The organism is Bradyrhizobium sp. LB13.1 (assembly GCF_054056815.1).
On record NZ_JBSRYQ010000001.1, the window covers coordinates 760,427 to 778,733 of the forward strand.

General features: G+C 65.0%; 10 protein-coding genes and 4 pseudogenes. 10 read left to right on the top strand and 4 right to left on the bottom strand.

What is annotated here, in order from left to right; all coding sequences use genetic code 11:
- Positions 1–73 precede the first annotated feature (73 nt).
- From rpsA to ACVWYI_RS03665, 10 genes and pseudogenes are all read left to right on the top strand, one after another.
- Positions 74–1,780 (top strand): 30S ribosomal protein S1, encoded by a 1,707-nt coding sequence (rpsA, locus tag ACVWYI_RS03620; protein ID WP_247352781.1) that lies wholly within the window; start codon positions 74–76, stop codon positions 1,778–1,780.
- A gap of 192 nt (positions 1,781–1,972) precedes the next feature.
- Positions 1,973–2,954: pseudogene (sppA, locus tag ACVWYI_RS03625) on the top strand (signal peptide peptidase SppA).
- 172 nt (positions 2,955–3,126) lie between these two features.
- Positions 3,127–3,432, top strand: a complete 306-nt coding sequence (locus ACVWYI_RS03630) for an integration host factor subunit beta (protein ID WP_007598410.1) — start codon at positions 3,127–3,129, stop codon at positions 3,430–3,432.
- 71 nt (positions 3,433–3,503) lie between these two features.
- A complete protein-coding gene (locus tag ACVWYI_RS03635; protein ID WP_247444536.1) occupies positions 3,504–3,896 on the top strand; it encodes a lipopolysaccharide assembly protein LapA domain-containing protein in 393 nt (130 codons plus the stop codon).
- Between the two features lie 81 nt (positions 3,897–3,977).
- Positions 3,978–4,649 (top strand): phosphoribosylanthranilate isomerase, encoded by a 672-nt coding sequence (locus tag ACVWYI_RS03640; RefSeq protein WP_247352787.1) that lies wholly within the window; start codon positions 3,978–3,980, stop codon positions 4,647–4,649.
- Positions 4,646–5,864, top strand: a pseudogene (trpB, locus tag ACVWYI_RS03645) (tryptophan synthase subunit beta). Before ACVWYI_RS03640 ends, trpB begins: the two are co-directional and overlap by 4 nt.
- Entirely contained in the window at positions 5,861–6,697 is an 837-nt protein-coding gene (gene trpA / locus ACVWYI_RS03650) for a tryptophan synthase subunit alpha (protein WP_456661264.1), read from the top strand. Before trpB ends, trpA begins: the two are co-directional and overlap by 4 nt.
- Before the next feature lie 112 nt (positions 6,698–6,809).
- Positions 6,810–7,753 (top strand): annotated as a pseudogene (gene accD / locus ACVWYI_RS03655) (acetyl-CoA carboxylase, carboxyltransferase subunit beta).
- Positions 7,750–9,093, top strand: a complete 1,344-nt coding sequence (locus ACVWYI_RS03660; RefSeq protein ID WP_456661265.1) for a bifunctional folylpolyglutamate synthase/dihydrofolate synthase — start codon at positions 7,750–7,752, stop codon at positions 9,091–9,093. The pseudogene accD and the gene ACVWYI_RS03660 overlap by 4 nt, the downstream one beginning before the upstream one ends.
- Before the next feature lie 17 nt (positions 9,094–9,110).
- Complete coding sequence (locus ACVWYI_RS03665) at positions 9,111–9,851, top strand: metallophosphoesterase family protein (protein ID WP_354069156.1); 741 nt, start codon at positions 9,111–9,113, stop codon at positions 9,849–9,851.
- A 138-nt stretch (positions 9,852–9,989) separates the two neighbouring features.
- Here ACVWYI_RS03665 and ACVWYI_RS03670 read toward each other — a convergent pair whose 3' ends face one another.
- The 4 genes and pseudogenes from ACVWYI_RS03670 to addB all read right to left on the bottom strand — a co-directional run bounded on the left by ACVWYI_RS03670 (position 9,990) and on the right by addB (position 18,182).
- Positions 9,990–10,997: an ATP-dependent DNA ligase gene (locus tag ACVWYI_RS03670; protein WP_456661266.1), complete on the bottom strand. Its 1,008-nt coding sequence runs from the start codon at positions 10,995–10,997 to the stop codon at positions 9,990–9,992.
- Positions 10,998–11,144: 147 nt separating this feature from the next.
- Complete coding sequence (trxA, locus tag ACVWYI_RS03675) at positions 11,145–11,465, bottom strand: thioredoxin (RefSeq protein WP_247352799.1); 321 nt, start codon at positions 11,463–11,465, stop codon at positions 11,145–11,147.
- Positions 11,466–11,528: 63 nt separating this feature from the next.
- A pseudogene (addA, locus tag ACVWYI_RS03680) lies at positions 11,529–15,042 on the bottom strand (double-strand break repair helicase AddA).
- A complete protein-coding gene (gene addB / locus ACVWYI_RS03685; RefSeq protein ID WP_456661267.1) occupies positions 15,036–18,182 on the bottom strand; it encodes a double-strand break repair protein AddB in 3,147 nt (1,048 codons plus the stop codon). The pseudogene addA and the gene addB overlap by 7 nt, the downstream one beginning before the upstream one ends.
- Between the last annotated feature and the right edge of the window lie 125 nt (positions 18,183–18,307).

Below are 18,307 nucleotides of genomic sequence, written 5' to 3' on the forward strand. Positions count from 1 at the left end.
GACCTTCCGACACTGCGCGTACGATGCGCCCATGAACCCAACGGCCGGCACGACATCCGCAACTGGAGAACAAATGGCTTCGACTTCTGCTGATACCTATAGCCCGTCGCGCGACGATTTCGCCGCGATGCTCGACGAGTCCTTCGCAGGTGGCAACCTGCAGGAAAGCTCAGTCATCAAGGGCAAGGTTGTTGCAATCGAAAAGGACATGGCCGTCATTGACGTCGGCCTGAAGACCGAGGGCCGCGTCGCCCTGCGCGAATTTTCCGGCCCCGGCCGTGAGAGCGAACTCAAGGTCGGCGACGAGGTGGAAGTGTTCCTCGATCGCATCGAGAACGCCCTCGGCGAAGCCGTGCTGTCGCGCGACAAGGCGCGCCGCGAAGAGAGCTGGGGCAAGCTCGAGAAGGCTTTCCAGAACAACGAGAAGGTCAACGGCGTCATCTTCAACCAGGTCAAGGGCGGCTTCACCGTCGACCTCGACGGTGCCGTGGCCTTCCTGCCGCGTTCGCAGGTCGATATCCGTCCGATCCGCGACGTTGCGCCGCTGATGAACAACTCGCAGCCTTTCCAGATCCTCAAGATGGACCGCCGCCGCGGCAACATCGTCGTGTCCCGCCGCACGGTTCTCGAAGAGACCCGCGCCGAGCAGCGCCAGGAGCTGGTGCAGAACCTCGAAGAGGGTCAGGTCATCGACGGCGTGGTCAAGAACATCACCGATTACGGTGCGTTCGTTGATCTCGGCGGCATCGACGGTCTGCTGCACGTCACCGATATCGCGTGGCGCCGCGTCAATCATCCGACCGAGGTGCTCTCGATCGGCCAGACCGTGAAGGTCAAGATCATCAAGATCAACCACGAGACGCACCGCATCTCGCTGGGCATGAAGCAGCTGCTGGACGATCCGTGGCAGGGCATCGAAGCCAAGTACCCGCTGGGGTCTCGCTTCACCGGCCGCGTCACCAACATCACCGACTACGGTGCGTTCGTCGAGCTCGAGCCGGGCATCGAAGGCCTGATCCACGTCTCCGAGATGTCGTGGACCAAGAAGAACATGCACCCCGGCAAGATCGTTTCGACCTCGCAGGAAGTCGAAGTGCAGGTGCTGGAAGTCGATTCCGTCAAGCGCCGCATCTCGCTCGGCCTCAAGCAGACCATGCGCAACCCGTGGGAGGTCTTCGTCGAAGGTCACCCGACCGGTTCGACGGTCGAGGGCGAGGTCAAGAACAAGACCGAGTTCGGTCTGTTCCTGGGCCTCGAGGGCGACGTCGACGGCATGGTCCATCTCTCCGACCTCGACTGGAAGGTTCCGGGCGAGCAGGTGATCGACAACTACAAGAAGGGCGACATGGTGAAGGCCGTGGTGCTCGATGTGGACGTCGAGAAGGAGCGTATCTCGCTCGGCATCAAGCAGCTCGAAGGCGACCCCTTCGCCGAGCCGGGCGATGTCAAGAAGGGCGCGGTCGTGACCTGCGAAGTGCTCGAAGTGAAGGAGGGCGGCATCGAGGTGAAGATCATCGGTACCGACTTCGCCACTTTCGTGAAGCGCTCGGAGCTCGCCCGTGACCGCAACGATCAGCGCACCGAACGTTTCGCCGTCGGCGAGAAGGTCGATGCCCGCGTGATCCAGTTCGACAAGAAGGCCCGCAAGGTCCAGGTGTCGATCAAGGCGCTCGAAGTCGCCGAAGAGAAGGAAGCCATCGCGCAATACGGCTCCTCCGATTCGGGAGCGACGCTCGGCGACATCCTCGGCACCGCGCTCAAGAACCGCGACACCAAATAAGCGAAACGTACGTTTCGCTGCATCAAAGCCCCGGCGCAAGCCGGGGCTTTTTTGTGTGCGCCCGGCTACGCGGCCTCCGCCGAGCCAAGCCTTGTTTACTTCAAATTGCGCCGCAATTGATGTATCCAGATAAGCCAATGGTCATGCTGTGACGGCACAACGCGCTTGGCCCTTCATTTTGGAGATATTCCGATGTCGCTCGATTCGGACATCATCGTCGATCGCCGCAGGATCCGCCGCAAGCTTGACGTTCTGGCGCGTGATGGCCGCGCTGATCGCGATCGCGGCGATTGCAGGCTTCGCGCTGGTGGCGACACCAGGTGCGCGCGGCACGTTCGCGTCCGCCGGCTCGATCGCGCGGGTCCAGATCGAGGGCCTGATCCGCAGCGATTCCGATCGCACGCAGGCGCTGGAGCGGCTGGAGAATTCGCAGGCTGCCGCCGTCATCGTCCACATCAACTCGCCGGGCGGCACCACCGCCGGCTCCGAGCAGCTCTATGATTCGCTTGTGAGTCTGAAGGCAAAGAAGCCTCTCGTCGTCGTGGTCGAAGGGCTTGCGGCGTCCGGCGGCTACATCACCGCAATCGCCAGCGACCACATCATCGCCCAGCAGAGCTCGCTGGTCGGCTCGATCGGCGTGCTGTTCCAGTTTCCAAACTTCTCGGAGCTGCTGAAAACCGTCGGCGTCAAGGTCGAGGAGGTGAAATCCACGCCGTTGAAGGCCGCGCCCAACGGTTTTGAGCCGACCAGCCCCGAGGCGCGGGCTGCGCTCGATGCGCTGGTGAAGGACTCCTATGCCTGGTTCAAGGGCCTGGTGAAGGAACGGCGTGGCATGGATGACACGCAGCTCGAGAAAGTGGTTGATGGCCGTGTCTTCACCGGACGCCAGGCGATCGATCTCAAGCTGATCGACCAGATCGGCGACGAGAAGACCGCCGTGACCTGGCTGGTCGAGCAGAAGGGCGTCAAGAAGGGGCTCTCCGTGCGCGATTACAAGTTGCAGCCGCGCTTCGGCGATCTGCCGTTCCTCAAGACTGCGGCCGCAGTGACGCTGGAAGCGCTGGGTTTAGGCTCGATTGCGCATCAAATCGGACAAACCGGCGTCGCTCAGGCGGTCGATCGGATCGGAATGGATGGAATGCTGGCCTTGTGGCAGCCGGCGGCGTCGAACTGACCGGCGCCGGGCGAGCCCCAGAAGCTTTTCCCGTTCGACGCGTGCCGGGCCAGCCCGCTTTTTCGGCATTTGTCACGCATTTTCACGACGCTCAATCTTCATTTAGCGTCTTGACAGATCACGGTATTTTCACGGAAATGGTCATCCGCACGCTCCCGGGTCCTATCTCTCAATGATCAAATCCGAACTTGTTCAGCGTATCGCCGAGCACAACCCGCATCTGTACCAGCGGGATGTCGAGAACATTGTGAATGCGATTCTCGAAGAGATCGTAGCGGCTCTCGCGCGCGGTGACCGCGTCGAGTTGCGCGGCTTCGGTGCCTTCTCGGTCAAGCATCGCCCTGCACGCGCAGGGCGCAATCCGCGCACCGGCGCCCATGTGCCCGTCGACCAGAAGAGCGTTCCGTTCTTCAAGACCGGCAAGGAAATGCGCGAACGGTTGAATCGCGACCATCCGGATCCAGGCGCGCCAGACTGAGGCCGACGTCAGGGTTTCCCGCGGTCGCGAGCGATGCGGCCGCAAGCTTGATTCAAGGCGAGCGAAGCGAGATGCGAAAGTTCCTGACCGCGCTGATCGTGATTCCGCTGGGCCTGATCCTGATGGTCTTTGCCGTCGCCAACCGGCATTTCGTCACGGTCTCGTTCGATCCCTTCGTTTCCAACGATCCGTCATTCTCGGTCACGCTGCCGCTGTTCCTGCTCCTGATCGTGGTGGCTGCGCTCGGGGTCTTCGCAGGCGGCTGTGCCGTCTGGTTCGGCCAGCGGCGCTGGCGGCGTGCGGCGCGCCGGAATGACGCGGAGGCCCGGGCCGCACGGGGCGAACTGGCCGATCTGCGGGCCCAGGCGGCCGCAGCAAGGCCCGAGTCCCAGCGCCTCCCCGTTCCCTCCGGGGTGGGCCTTTACGGGCCGGTCGGGCGAGACAAGCAGCGCGCGACGTTGTAGAAGCGGCCGCAACCGAAAACCCTGTTTTCCGGCCGCCGACCCGCGGCCTCCATTTGCTTTGAGCCCATATCCTTGGAAAACATGTCCCTGCTTGTCAAAATCTGCGGCCTGTCCACGCCCGAGACGCTCGAAACGGCGCTCGACGCGGGTGCCGACATGGTGGGGTTCGTGTTCTTCCCGCCGTCGCCGCGGCATTTGTCGCTGGAGGCGGGGCGGGACCTCGGCCGGCAGGTGAAACGGCGCGCGCTCAAGCTCGCGCTCACCGTCGACGCCGACGACGCGACGCTCGACAACATCATGGACGCGCTGTCGCCGGACATTTTCCAGCTTCACGGCAAGGAGAGCGTGGCGCGGCTACGCGACATCAAGCAGCGGTTCGGTCGCCCGGTGATGAAGGTCGTGCCGGTCGCAACGTCAGCCGATCTCGCCGTGCTGCCTGGCTACCTCGCGGTCGCCGATCGCATCCTGTTCGACGCACGCGCGCCGAAAGACGCGACCCGGCCCGGTGGCCTGGGTGCACCGTTCGATTGGCGCCTGCTCGAAAACCTTGAGCTCGCGCTGCCGTATATGGTTTCGGGCGGGCTACATCCAGGGAACGTCGCCGAAGCCCTTCGCGTCACCCGCGCCGGCGGTGTCGACGTCTCCTCCGGTGTCGAGAGCGCCCCGGGCGTGAAGGACCCCGAGATGATCAAAGCCTTCATTCGCGCTGCGCGCGCAAGCCAAGATGCAAGTCAAAAGTTGAGCGTCCGATGAATAGCGTAAAACCCAATTCCTATCGTAGCGGGCCCGACGAGCGCGGCCATTTCGGCATTTTCGGCGGACGCTTCGTCGCCGAAACCCTGATGCCGCTGATCCTCGATCTGGAGAAGGCCTACACCGAGGCCAAGGCCGATCCGGCCTTCCAGTCCGAGATGAACGGCTATCTCAAGAATTATGTCGGCCGGCCCTCGCCGCTTTATTTCGCCGAGCGTCTGACCGAACATCTCGGCGGCGCAAAAATCTACCTCAAGCGTGAAGAGCTCAACCACACCGGCTCCCACAAGGTGAACAACGTGCTCGGCCAGATCATGCTGGCGCGGCGCATGGGCAAGAAGCGCATCATCGCCGAGACCGGCGCCGGCCAGCACGGTGTCGCCACTGCGACGCTGTGCGCGCGCTTCGGTCTCGACTGCGTCGTCTATATGGGCGCCGTCGACGTCGAGCGGCAGCAACCCAATGTCATCCGCATGGAAATGCTGGGCGCCAAGGTGATCCCGGTGCAGTCGGGCACGCGCACGCTGAAGGACGCCATGAACGAGGCGCTGCGCGACTGGGTCACCAACGTGCACGATACCTTCTACTGCATCGGCACTGTCGCCGGTCCGCATCCCTATCCGACGCTGGTGCGCGACTTCCAGTCGATCATCGGCAACGAGACCAAGGCGCAGATGCAGGAGATCGAAGGCCGCCTGCCGGATTCGCTGGTCGCCTGCATCGGCGGCGGCTCCAACGCGATGGGCCTGTTTCATCCGTTCCTCGACGATTCCACCGTCCAAATCTTCGGCGTCGAAGCCGCCGGCCACGGGCTGACGCAACTGCATGCCGCCTCAATCGCGGGCGGCCGTCCCGGCGTGCTGCACGGCAACCGCAACCTATCTCCTGATGGATGCCGACGGCCAGATCCAGGACGCGCATTCGATCTCGGCCGGCCTCGACTATCCCGGCATCGGCCCCGAGCATTCCTGGCTGCACGAGATCGGCCGCGTGAACTATCTCTCCGCGACCGACGACGAGGCGCTCGCAGCGTTCCAGTTGTTGTCAAAGCTGGAAGGCATCATCCCCGCGCTCGAGCCGGCACATGCCATCGCCAAGGTGATGGAGCTCGCGCCGAAGCGGGCAAAAGATCACCTGATGGTCGTCAACCTCTCCGGCCGCGGCGACAAGGACGTCCCGCAGGTCGGCGACATCCTGAGGGGCAAGAGCAAGTGACCACGCGTATCGACACCCGTTTCGCCGAGTTGAAAAAAGCCGGCCGCGCGGCCTTCGTCACCTTCGTGATGGCCGGCGATCCCGATCCGGCGACCTCGCTCGAGATCATCAAGGCGCTGCCGAAGGCGGGCGCCGATGTGATCGAACTCGGCATGCCCTTTACCGATCCGATGGCCGACGGCCCGTCGATCCAGGCCGCCGGCCTTCGCGCGCTCAAGGTCGGCATGACGCTGAAGAAGACGCTCGATCTCGTGCGCGGCTTCCGCAAGGACGACAACGCCACGCCGATCGTGCTGATGGGCTATTACAACCCGATCTACATCTATGGCGTCGACAAATTCTTAGGTGATGCGAAAGCCGCCGGTATCGACGGCCTCATCATCGTCGACTTGCCGCCGGAGGAGGACGACGAGCTCTGCCTGCCCGCGATGAAGGCCGGCCTCAACTTCATCCGCCTGGCGACGCCGACCACCGACGACAAGCGTCTGCCGGCGGTGCTCGCCAACACCTCGGGCTTTGTCTATTACGTCGCGATCACCGGCATCACAGGCGCGGCGGCGGCTGACGCCTCCTCCGTGAGCGAGGCGGTTACCCGTATCAAGCGGCACACCAAGCTGCCGGTCTGCGTCGGCTTCGGCATCCGCACGCCGGAGAACGCCCGCGCCATTGCGTCCCATGCCAATGGCGCCGTGGTCGGCACCGCGCTGATCGACGCCCTCAAGAACAGCCTCGATGCGGACGGGCGCGCCACCGGCAAAACCGTTAACGCCGTCGCCGAGTTGACGGCGGCCCTGGCCCAGGGCGTCAAGGGCGCGCAACAGGTGGCGGAATAGGCCACAATTCCGCTTTTTCGGGCGGGCGACACGGCGGCTTGCCGGGCCGGGGCCCGGCCGCCATATATCCCTTCAGGCGATCCGCAAGGCGGGTCGCACATCGGAGCAAACCATGAACTGGCTTACCAATGTGGTCCGGCCGAAGATCCGCAACATGCTGCGGCGGGAGACGCCGGAGAATCTGTGGATCAAGTGCCCGGATTCCGGACAGCTCGTGTTCTACAAGGACGTCGAGGCCAACCAGTTCGTCATCCCCGGTTCGAACTATCACATGCGCATGAACTCGGTCGCGCGTCTGAAGTCGATTTTCGACAACGAGACCTGGTACGACGTCGCGCTGCCTGACGTCACGCCCGATCCGCTCAAATTCCGCGACGAGAAGAAATACGTCGATCGCATCAAGGATGCACGCGCGCGGACCAATCTGAACGACGCGATCAAGGTCGGGTACGGCAAGCTCGAAGGTGCCGCCGTCGTCGTCGCTGTGCAGGATTTCGATTTCATGGGCGGCTCGCTCGGCATGGCCGCGGGCGAAGCCATCGTGCGCGGGCTCGAGCTTGCGGTCGAGAAGAAGTCGCCGTTCATCGTGTTCGCCGCCAGTGGTGGCGCGCGCATGCAGGAAGGCATCCTGTCGCTGATGCAGATGCCGCGTACCACCGTCGCGGTGCAGATGCTGCGTGAGGCAAAACAGCCCTACATCGTCGTGCTGACCAACCCGACCACCGGCGGCGTCACCGCGTCCTATGCGATGCTCGGCGACGTGCAGATCGCCGAGCCCGGTGCGCTGATCGGTTTTGCCGGCGCGCGCGTGATCGAGCAGACCATTCGAGCGAAAAGCTCCCCGAGGGTTTTCAGCGCGCCGAATACCTCAAGGAGCACGGCATGGTCGACATGGTCGTGCACCGCCACGAATTGCGCCCGACCCTGGCGCGGCTCTGCCGGCTGTTGACCAGGGCGCCGGCGCTGGAGAGCGCCTCGAAACCGGTGCAGCCGGTCGTCAGCCCGGCGCAGATCGTATCGGCTCCCGAGACGGCGCCGGCCGCGCCGCACGCGTGAACACTTCCTCCGACAGCGCAAAGCCATCGCTGGGCGACTTGATCGCGCGGCTGTCGGTCCTGCATCAGAAGCGCATCGATCTCGGGCTGGAGCGGATGCACCGCCTGCTCGAGCGGCTCGGTCACCCTGAAAGCAAGCTGCCGCCGGTGATCCATATCGCCGGCACCAACGGCAAGGGCTCGACGCTCGCTTATCTGCGCGCGACGCTGGAGGCCGCGGGCCTCCGCGTCCACGCCTACACCTCGCCCTATCTCGTTCGCATCAACGAATGTTTCCGGCTCGGCCGCGTTGGCGGTGGCGTGCTGGTCGGTGACGACGAATTGCGCGCGGCGCTGGAAGAGGTCGAGCGGGTCAATGCCGGCGAAGCCGCCACCGTGTTCGAGCTCAAGACTGCGGCTGCGTTTCTTCTGTTCGCGCAGAATCCGGCCGATGTCGTGCTGCTCGAAGTCGGCCTCGGCGGCCGGCTCGATTCGACCAATGTGGTCGATACACCAGCGGCCTGCGTGATCACGCCTGTCAGCATGGACCACATGGATTTCCTCGGTGACACCTTGACCTCGATCGCCGGCGAGAAGGCCGCGATAATCAAGCGGGGCGTGCCGGTGATCTGCGCCGAGCAGTCGGGCGAGGTGATGGCGGTGATCGAGGCCCAGGCCAAGCGCATGCGCGCGCCGCTGTTTGCCGCAGGCGAGAGCTGGCACGTCAATGTCGAGCACGGGCGGCTAGTCTATTCCGACGATCGCGGTTTGATGGATCTCACGGCGCCGCGCCTGTTCGGCCGCCACCAGTTCGACAATGCCGGCCTCGCGATTGCGACGCTGCGGGCCACCAACGCCTTCAAGATCAACCAAGCGGCGTTTGAGGCCGGCATCGTCGGCGCCGAATGGCCGGCACGTATGCAGCGCATTACGTCCGGCGAGTTGCTCTCCTGGGGGCCGCAGGGATCGGAGATCTGGCTCGATGGTGGGCACAATGCCGAGGGCGGCCGCGTCGCGGCGGCAGCGCTCGGCGATCTCGAGGAGCGGGTGTCGCGACCGCTGGTCGTCATCGCCGGCATGATGGCCAACAAGGACGCGCGAGCGTTTCTGGCCAATTTCGCCGGTCTGACCCGTCATATCATCGCGGTGCCGATTCCCGACACCGATAACGCGATGCCGGTCGACATCCTCGCGGATGCCGCGCGCAGCCTCGGCATGCGTGTCGAGCCCGCGCCGGGTATCGAGGCCGCACTGCGCGCATTGGCGAAGCTCGCCTACGAAGTGCCGCCGCGCATCCTGATCACCGGCTCGCTCTATCTCGCCGGCCACGTGCTGGGGCTCAACGGCACGCCTCCTGCATAAGGGTTGCGGTGACCAACATGCGTTTTGCCGCGATTGCCGACGTCCACGGAAACTATCTCGCGCTGGAGGCAGTGCTCGCCGACATTCGCGCGCAGGGCATCGCCGAGATCGTCAATCTCGGCGACATGCTGAGCGGGCCGCTCGACGCGCGCCGCACGATCGAGATCCTGATGAAGCTCGATGCCGTACACGTGCTCGGCAATCACGACCGCTATCTGCTCGACCGTCCCCCGGAGAAGATGGGTTCATGGGATCGCCCCGCCCATGCGCAGCTGGATGGCACGCAGCTCGACTGGCTGCGCGCCCAGCCGATGACGCGGGTGTTCCGCGATCAGGTTTTCCTCTGCCACGCGACGCCCGGCAATGACGAGGTCTACTGGCTCGATACCGTGCATCCCGACGGCGCGGTGGCGCTGTCGCCGCTCGATCGCATCGAGCAGTTTGCGCAAGGCATCGCGCAATCATTGATCCTTTGCGCCCACACCCATCTTGCCCGCGCCGTACGGCTTCGCGACGGAAGGCTGATCGTCAATCCCGGCAGCGTCGGCAGTCCCGGTTATCGCGACAAGCATCCGTTCCCGCATGTCGTCGAAGCCGGCACACCGCATGCGCGCTATGCGATCGCCGAGCGCATCGATGGCGCCTGGCAGATGACGTTTCGTCACGTTGCGTACGATCACGACACCATGGCCGCGCTGGCGCGTCGCAACGGCCAGCCGGAGTTGGCGAATGCGCTGGCGACGGGATGGATTAGATAGCCCTGCTCGTGTCCCGGACGCGGCGCGGCATGAAATGACGCGACGCAGCAGAGCCGGGACCTAGCAGGCGGTGGGCCCCGGCTCTGCAGCGCACCGCTGAAGAAGCGCTGCGTTGGGTCCGGGGCACGAGAGCGATCGTCATCCAAGCAACTTCATCGGATCCGCCACCTTCTGCTTCAGCTGCTCGAAGCTGCATTGGCGCGGTGCCTTGTCGGGGCGCCAGCGCAGGATCGAGGTGCCGTGGCGAAAGCGCTCGCCGCTGAAGTGGTCGTAGCAGACCTCGATCACGAGCTTCGGCTTGAGCGGACACCATTTTGCCGAGCGCTCGGTGGACCAGCGGCTCGGCCCGCCCGGCGCGTTACCGGTGAAGCCCGGCTCGCCGATCAGCGCTTCCAGCCGATCGGTCAGAGCAGGCCTTTCTGTCGCCTTGATCGCCGAGGTGAAGCCGACATGGTGAAGGAGACCTTCGTCATCGTAGAGTCCGAGCAGCAGCGAGCCGACCACGCTCCGGCCGGCGAGCTTGTTGGTGGCATAGCGGAAGCCGCCGACGACACAATCGGCGCTGCGGAATTTCTTGATCTTCTGCATGCCGTCGCGATTTCCCGCCTGGTACGGCAGGTCGATGCGCTTGGCGATGACGCCGTCCGAGCCGCCGCCGGATTGCGCCAGCCATTTTTGCGCGGTGGCGTAGCTTGTCGCCGCCGGTGAGAGGCGGAAGATGCTGGCTTTCAGGTTGGCTTTCGCAAACGCTTCCAGCGTCGGCCGCCGCTCGCCAAGCGGCTCTTTGGCAAGCTGCTTCTCGTCAGCCGTCGCAAGCAGATCGAAGACGAGATAAAGTGCCGGCGTGTCCTGAGAGAGCTTGTTCACGCGGCTTGAAGCGGGGTGAATGCGCTGCAGCAGCGCGTCGAAAGAAAAGCTTTTGCCGTGCGGCACGACAATCTCGCCGTCGAGCGTGAAGCAATCCGCCTTCAGCTTCAGTGCCGCGGCGACGATCTCGGGGAAGTAGCGCGCGAGGTCCTCGCCGGATTTCGAGCGCAAATCAATGCTGCCGCCGTTGCGCGATAGCAGGCAACGGAAGCCATCCCATTTCGGCTCGTATTGCCACTCCCTGCCGCGCGGGATCGCATCGACGGACTTCGCCTCCATCGCAACGAGAGATGTCGATTTTCGTGCGCGCTTTGCAGGTGCTGCAGGCAAGTGGCTGGGACTCGTCATACGCTGGACATGTCCCATCAACGCAAAACGGCCGACTTTCGCCGGCCGTTTCCAAAAAATAATCTCGTGCGCGGCGGATCAGACCGCGGAGGTGATCCACTGCTGCAGCTTTGCCTTCGGCGCTGCGCCGACCTGGCGGGAAGCCATCTCGCCGCCCTTGAAGATCATCAGGGTCGGGATCGACATCACGCCATATTTCGACGCGGTCTTCGGGCTCTCGTCGACGTTGAGCTTCACGATCTTGACCTTGTCGCCCATCGCGCCGGAGATCTCGTCGAGCGCGGGTGCGATCATGCGGCAGGGACCGCACCATTCGGCCCAGAAATCGACAACCACCGGACCGTCCGCCTTGAGCACTTCGGCTTCGAAATCGGTGTCAGAAACTTTGCCAACGGCCATGGGAATACCTCGTACCTGAGAGAAGGACGCGACGGGAATCGCACCCGAGATCATGGCGTCAACCTATGAACGGCTCCTTGCCGGGTCAAGGACGCTCACACGGAGATGAAGGGATGCCAGCGCCGCGTCCAGCGCGGGGGCTGAAATCTCCATATATTCAAGGGCCTCGGTCCAGAGCAGAACGGCTCGAACAGGCTTTTGGGGATAAAGCCGCGATAGCACCGCCCGATACAGCGCAAGCTGCCGGACATAGGTCGCGGGCGCCTCAGCGGCGCTCCTGGGCGCCGCCTGGTTGGTCTTGAAATCGACGATCAAAACCTCATCCGGACGAACGACCAGCCGGTCGATCTGCCCCGACACCAGCGCCGGGGTGCGGCCTGGCCGCTCCAGTCTGCCGACGATGGCGACCTCCGCCCGGCTGCCCGCGGCAAAGACCGGCGCGAAGCGCGGCTCGGTGATGAGGGCGAGCACCTTGTCGGCCAGCGCGGCGCGGTCAGCCTCCGCCCAGTCCGAGGCATTGCGCGCCATGAAGCCGAGCGCGGCCTCGCGCCGGCGATCGCTGGCGATGTCGGGGAGTGATTGCAGCAGCCGGTGCACCAGCGTGCCGCGTTGCAGCGCGAGCGCGCGGGACTGCACCGATTCACTTGACCGCACCGCGCGGCCTTCCTCGGCGGACTGGCCGGAGGGACGGACAGGATCGTCATCGATGGTCTCGCGCGGCGCCGGCGTCTGCAGCCAGTCCGGAAGCGCGGTCGTCTGGTCCACGGACGTCGCCGGCGTGCCCAGTGCCTCGGCATCCCCGGGCCGCGCGAATCGCGTCACCTTGCCGAGCGGCGTCTCGATTGTCTGCTTGTCCAGGCCCGAGCCGGCGAGCCCGGTGTCGACCAGGTCGTACCAGCTCAGCTTGCGAACCGTCTTCATGTTGCCGGGCAAGCAGCCGCCGACGATCAGCCGGTCGGCGGCGCGCGTCATCGCGACGTAGAGCAGGCGGCGGTATTCGTCCTCGGTCTCCTCGATCATCGCCTTGCGTGCGTCGGCGACGGGCTTGGGATCGTCCGCCTTGCGGCCAGCCCACACCACGACCTCGCCGCCATTGCCGCGCGGCATGTGGATCAACCGGACCCGCTGCGAGTCCGCGGGCGACGATGTGGTGTCGACCATGAACACGACGGAAGCTTCCAGGCCCTTGGCGCCGTGCACGGTCATCACCCGTACTTCGTCGCGCGAGATCTCCATGTCGCGCTTCACCTCAGTGTCGGCCGAGCGCAGCCAGGCCATGAAACCCTGCAGCGAGGCCGGCGCCTTGCGCTCGTAGTTCAGCGCCAGCTCCAGAAATTCGTCGAGCGCGTCGTTGGCCTCGTGACCGAGCCGGCGCAGGATGCGCGCGCGTCCGCCGTCGCCGCCGAGCAGCCAGGCATAGAAGGCGAACGGCGTCTCTTCGCGCGACCGGACCTCGCAGGCTTCCAGCCGCCGCAGCACCGTCGAGAATTTGTCGCTTGTGGACGCGTGCGCACCAAGCGCGCGTCGCAGCGATCCCTTGCGATCCCAGGCAAGCTGAAACAGATCGTCGTCATCAAGCCCGAACAGCGGGCTCTTTAACGCCACCGCGAGCGCGAGATCGTCCTGCGGCAGCAGCAGCGCATCGGCGAGGTTCATCAGATCGATGATGCCGATATGCTCGGTGAGCTTCAGCCGATCGGCGCCCGCGACAGGAACGTTGGCATGCTTCAGGGCCTGGATCACGGCGTCGAACGCATTGCCGCGCCGCCGCACCAGGATCAGCATGTCGCCATAGCGCAGGGGCCGCCGCTCGCCTTCGTGTCCCGTCAGCGTGCCGCTCTCGACCAGCCGCTTGATCTCGGTCTGGATACGGCGCGCAAGCTTGACCTCGGGGCTGGTGGCGGCGACGCCGTCGAACGGCGCGCGCCAGCCCTCGATCTCCTGCCTTTCGTCGGCTTCCGCGAGGTCCCACAACTCGATCACGCTCGGGCCTGCGTCGCCGAGTGCATTGTGCAGGGGATGACCGGTCTCGAGCGAATGGATGCTCTTGTAGATCGCAGGCTCGCGGAAGACGTGGTCGACCGAATGCAGGATCGCAGCACCCGAGCGGAACGAATAGGTGAAGGCGACCGGATCGAACTTCAACCCGGCGGCGGTGAACTTGCGGTCCAGCTCGCGCCGGCGCGCGTCGAATTCATGCGGGTCAGCTCCCTGGAACGAGAAGATCGACTGCTTCTCGTCGCCGACCGCGAAGACGGTGCGGTTCAGTCCCTCGCGGGCACCTTCACCTGCGGTGAACTCGGAGATGATGTGCGCGACGATCTCCCATTGCCGGGGGCTGGTGTCCTGGGCTTCGTCGATCAGCACGTGATCGACGCCGCGGTCGAGCTTGTAATGCACCCAACCCGAAGAAACGCGGTTGAGCATCGCCAGCGTCTTGTCGATCAAATCGTCGTAGTCGAGCAGCCCGCGCTCCTGCTTCTCGCGCCGATAGTTTGCGGCGGCAGCAGTCGCGATATGCAGCAGGGCCGCGGTGCGGTCGCGCATGGTCACCGCGCGGCGCTTCTCGATCAGAGCGTCGAGCCGCTGCGCCTCGTGCTCGAATAGGTGAGCGACTGCCGGATAATCTTTGCAAAACTGTTTGGTTAGCAACGTCTTGCGTGGTTGCTTCTTTTCATCGGTCAGGAAGGCCCCAAGATAAGCATCGACTTGCGTACTGCCTGAGAACGCTTTTGCCGAACGTAAGCAATCGGCTTGGTCCTTCTCGGTCTTGTTGCCGCCATCGAGTGCGAGGGCAACTTCGTCCCAGCGCGATCGCGGCAGGAACGGACCGTCGAGAATCTCGGTCTCGACGTCCTCGATGCCATCGCTCGCGTCCACGCCCAGCGCGGTGCTCATCTGCGTCGCAGCCGCTTCCGCGTTGCCGGCCTCGTCGGTCCAGGCCATGAAATGGTCGCGGCTCAGACAAGCCTCGCGCACGACCTCCTTGAAGGTGACATCGGCGGCGCTCGCCATCGCAGTCAGCAGCGCGCGGCCGGTGACGCTGTCAGGATCGCGCGGCGGCCTCCAGCAGTACCTTCAGATTGGCGCGCTCCATCATGTCGGTCTGGTCGCGATCGTCGATCACCGCGAAGCGCGCGGGCACGTTGGCCTCAAACGGAAACTGCTGGAGCAGGCGGGTGCACAGCGCGTGGATGGTCTGCACCTTCAGTCCGCCGGGCGTCTCCAGCGCACAGGCGAACAGTTTTCGCGCTTCGCGGCGCAACTTTGAATTGGGATGCGGGATGCCGACCGCCTTGATCGCCGCGTCGAGTGCCGTGTCGTCGAGCGTTACCCAATGCCCGAGCGTGGTGAACACGCGCTCGGCCATGTTGGCGGCAGCCGCCTTGGTGAAGGTGATGCAGAGGATCTTTTCCGGCGGCACGCCAGAGAGCAGCAGGCGGATCACCCGCTGCACCAGCACATGCGTCTTGCCCGAGCCGGCATTGGCCGACACGAACGCCGACGCAGTCGGATCGGACGCGCGTGCCTGCCGCGCGCGCACCTCATCAGGAATGGGACGCGGCAACTTCACCATTCCTCGATTCCCAATCCGCCGGCCGCGGACCATTCCTTGATCCGGGCTAAGTCGTCATAAGTGCCGTAGCGGTTCGTCCACATCGGCAGGTTCAGCGAGGTGTAGGGCTGGCTCTCGTCATCGAAGGCGCGGATCAGCGCCTCCAGCTTGGCCCGTGCTTCGGCAGCAGCCGTATCAGGCGGCTGCGGCTCGTCGCCTTGCCTATATTTGAGCTCGAGGATGCGCTCCTCGCCCGGCGGATTGTTGCCGCTCAGGCGCACATAGACGAGCTGGCTCACGGACGCGCCGGCATCGATATCGGGAAAACCGCCCTCGCGCAGGATCGCGGCTTCCAGCGTGAGCTGCGGCGACAGGCCCATCCGGACCTGTTTGCCGGTCGGCGGCTGGCCGGTCTTGTAGTCGAGGATGGCATAGCCGCCGCCCTGGCGCCGCTCGATGCGGTCGGCGCGCGCGGACAGCTTGAAGCTGCGCGTACTGTCGAGCGCGATCGAAATCTCGCCACGGGTCTCCGCGGTGATGGCCTCGATCACGTCGCGACGCGCCGTCTCCCATTCGCCGAACCAGCGGGCGATGCGCTGGAAACGTGGCCACCATAGCGCGCGCGCCTCGGGACGTTCCATCAGCGGTGCAAAGTACTTTTCACCGATCACGCGCAGCACGCGCGCGGGATCGTCGGGCAGATTCGTGGCGTAGCGTTCCGTGAACTCGCCGAGTGCATCGTGGATCGCCGAGCCGCGGTCGGCGGCCGACAGCGGCATGTCGACGGGATCGAGTGCGTCGAGCCGCAAAATGTGTTTTGCGTAGATCGTATAGGGATCGCGCAGCCAGTCCTCGATCGCAGTCACAGACATCCTGAGCGGCCGGGTCGCGCGCGGCGGTCGCGGCTCGGGTTGTTTGATCGGTTTGACCTCGTCGGGCTGGTCCAGCGCGGCTGCGAATTGCACATATTTCTCGCCCGCGCGAATTGCTGTCTTCCAGTGCGCGTCGCCCGCGACCGCCTCCAACCGGTGCAGGAAGCGCGAAGCCACCGCGGGCGCGCCGCCGGCCTTTGCGGAGTGGGTGAGGATGACCTCGTCGCCGCCGAGCAGTTGCGCAAAATCATGGGCGGAGAGGCCGATACGGCGCTCAGGCAGATCGAGGCCGAGCTGGTGCCGCATCGGTCGGCTGAGCCAGGGATCGATGCGCGGCGCCGGCGGCCAGACGCCCTCGATCAGCCCGCCGACGATGATTCGGTCGGCCTGCATCAGGCGCGATTCCAGCGGGCCGTAGATCTGAAGCCGCGCGCCGGGCTTGTCTCGCCGCCGCACCGCGCGATCGCCGAATGCGGTCTGGAAGACGTCTGCGTAGTCGGGCAGCGTCACCATCATTCCGCTGGTCGTGCCGCCGCGCAGGAGATCGTCGAAGGCGCTCGCGAGCGCGAGGCCCTCGCGGTCCTCGAAGGCCAGGGAAATGCCCTGCTCGTCGCGCGACAGCTCGATCATGATCTCGCGGTGGCGATGTGCGAGCTCGGCGAAGTCAAACGCCTTCGCTGACGCCAGGCTCTCGATCGGCGCCAATGCTATCCGCAGGGCATCGATCAGCGCCTGGATGCGATCGAGGTCTTCCGCTTTGAGACGCGCGCGCGGCTCGGCCTTATGCAGCGCGGAGACCTCGCTGCGCCACAGCTTTGCCAGCTCCTCGCGGAAGCGATTGAATTCACGCAGCAGGCCGGCAGTGCCTGCAGGCGGTCGCGTGCCGCGCAAGACCGCAAGCTCCAGGCCTTCGACCGCCGGCCTCCACGCGCCAGGTGCGCGGCCCAGCCGGCACAGCGGATGCTTCAGCATCGCCAGAAGCGTCGGCGGCTCCAATCCCTTGGTCGCAGCCTCCGCTGTGAGCCGCGCAAAGACGCCGGCGAACGTCTCCATCAAGACGTCGCCGCCGGAATCGTCGAACGCGAGGTCCCACCGGGTCAGCGCGGCCATCACCCGTCGCGCCAGTGCGCGATCGGGCGTGACAAGCGCGGCGGATTTGTCGAGATGCCGCGCCTCACGCATCACAATCGCGATGGCGAGGGCTTCCATCTCGGGATTGGGGGCTTCGACCACTGCGAGATTGTTCATGCCGCCGGTGATCTTCGCGGCCACATCCGGCTGCTTCAGGCGGTCGTGCCAAATCTCGGTCTTGGCCGATGGCCGCATCGATTCGGAGGCGAGCAGATCGCGGCCGCCTTCCGCCGGAGGCTGGAGGATATCGACGTCGCTGCGCTTGATGCCAAAGCGATCCAGCAGCGCGTGCATGGCATATTGCGGATGGTTCGAGACCGGATGCTCCGCGAACTTGCCGAGCGAGTCGCGTACGCCGCCGATGCTGCGCCAGGCATCGTCGTCGAGATCGGTATCGAGGCCGGGCAGCACCACGGCGCCATGCGGCAGCAAGGCGACTGCGTGGAGAAATCTTGCCGTGGCCGGCATCGAGCCGGTCGAACCGGCCGCGATCACGGGGCCATGGTGATGCGCGGTCAGCCGCTTGGCTTCGGCATCGATCAGGAGGTCGCGGCGGGCAGCGGGCTCGATGCGTTTGATTTCGGCGAGATGACCGGGCCAGGCGATGCGCGCGATGCGCAAAAATTCAAGCGAGTGCTGCCAGTACCGGTCGAGCATATCAGGCACGAGGCCATCGAGTGCGCTCCAGTCGACGCCGCGCGTGACCATATCGTCGATCAACCGCGCGAGATCGGAGGCCAGCGCCAGAGTCGAAGCGGGGCCGCCGACGACCAGCGGAGACAGCACTGGGCCCTTGGACCAGGCTGCGACCAGCTGCGCCAGTGTCAGCCGCCGTTCGAGTTCGCCGAGGCGCGGCGGAATGTCGAGCGGTGTTGCGCCGGAAAACTGTTCGCCTTCATCGGCGAAAGCGAGTTCATCCTCATCGATGTCGCCGAGCGCGACGATGCGCGGCAGCACGACGGCATCCGCCTTCAACTCGTCGAGGAAGATCTCGCGGACGATTCGCATGGCGCGCCTTGTCGGCAGGTACAACGTGGCGTCCGCCAGCCGTGCAGGTTCCTTGCGCGCCTCAAAGCCGTCGACCAGCCGGCCGTCGAGCAGGCTTGAGACGACGGTGCGCAGGAAGGGAACTGAGACTGGAACGCTGAAAACGCGCATGAGCTGCCTGATTCGGGAATCAGGCGCCAATATAGGGAGGTGGACTCAAATGGTCATGGGTGGAAGGGAGATAGTCCCCGCTGTTTGACGGCTTCGCCGCTCGCGACCGGGGCGCAGGCTACGTC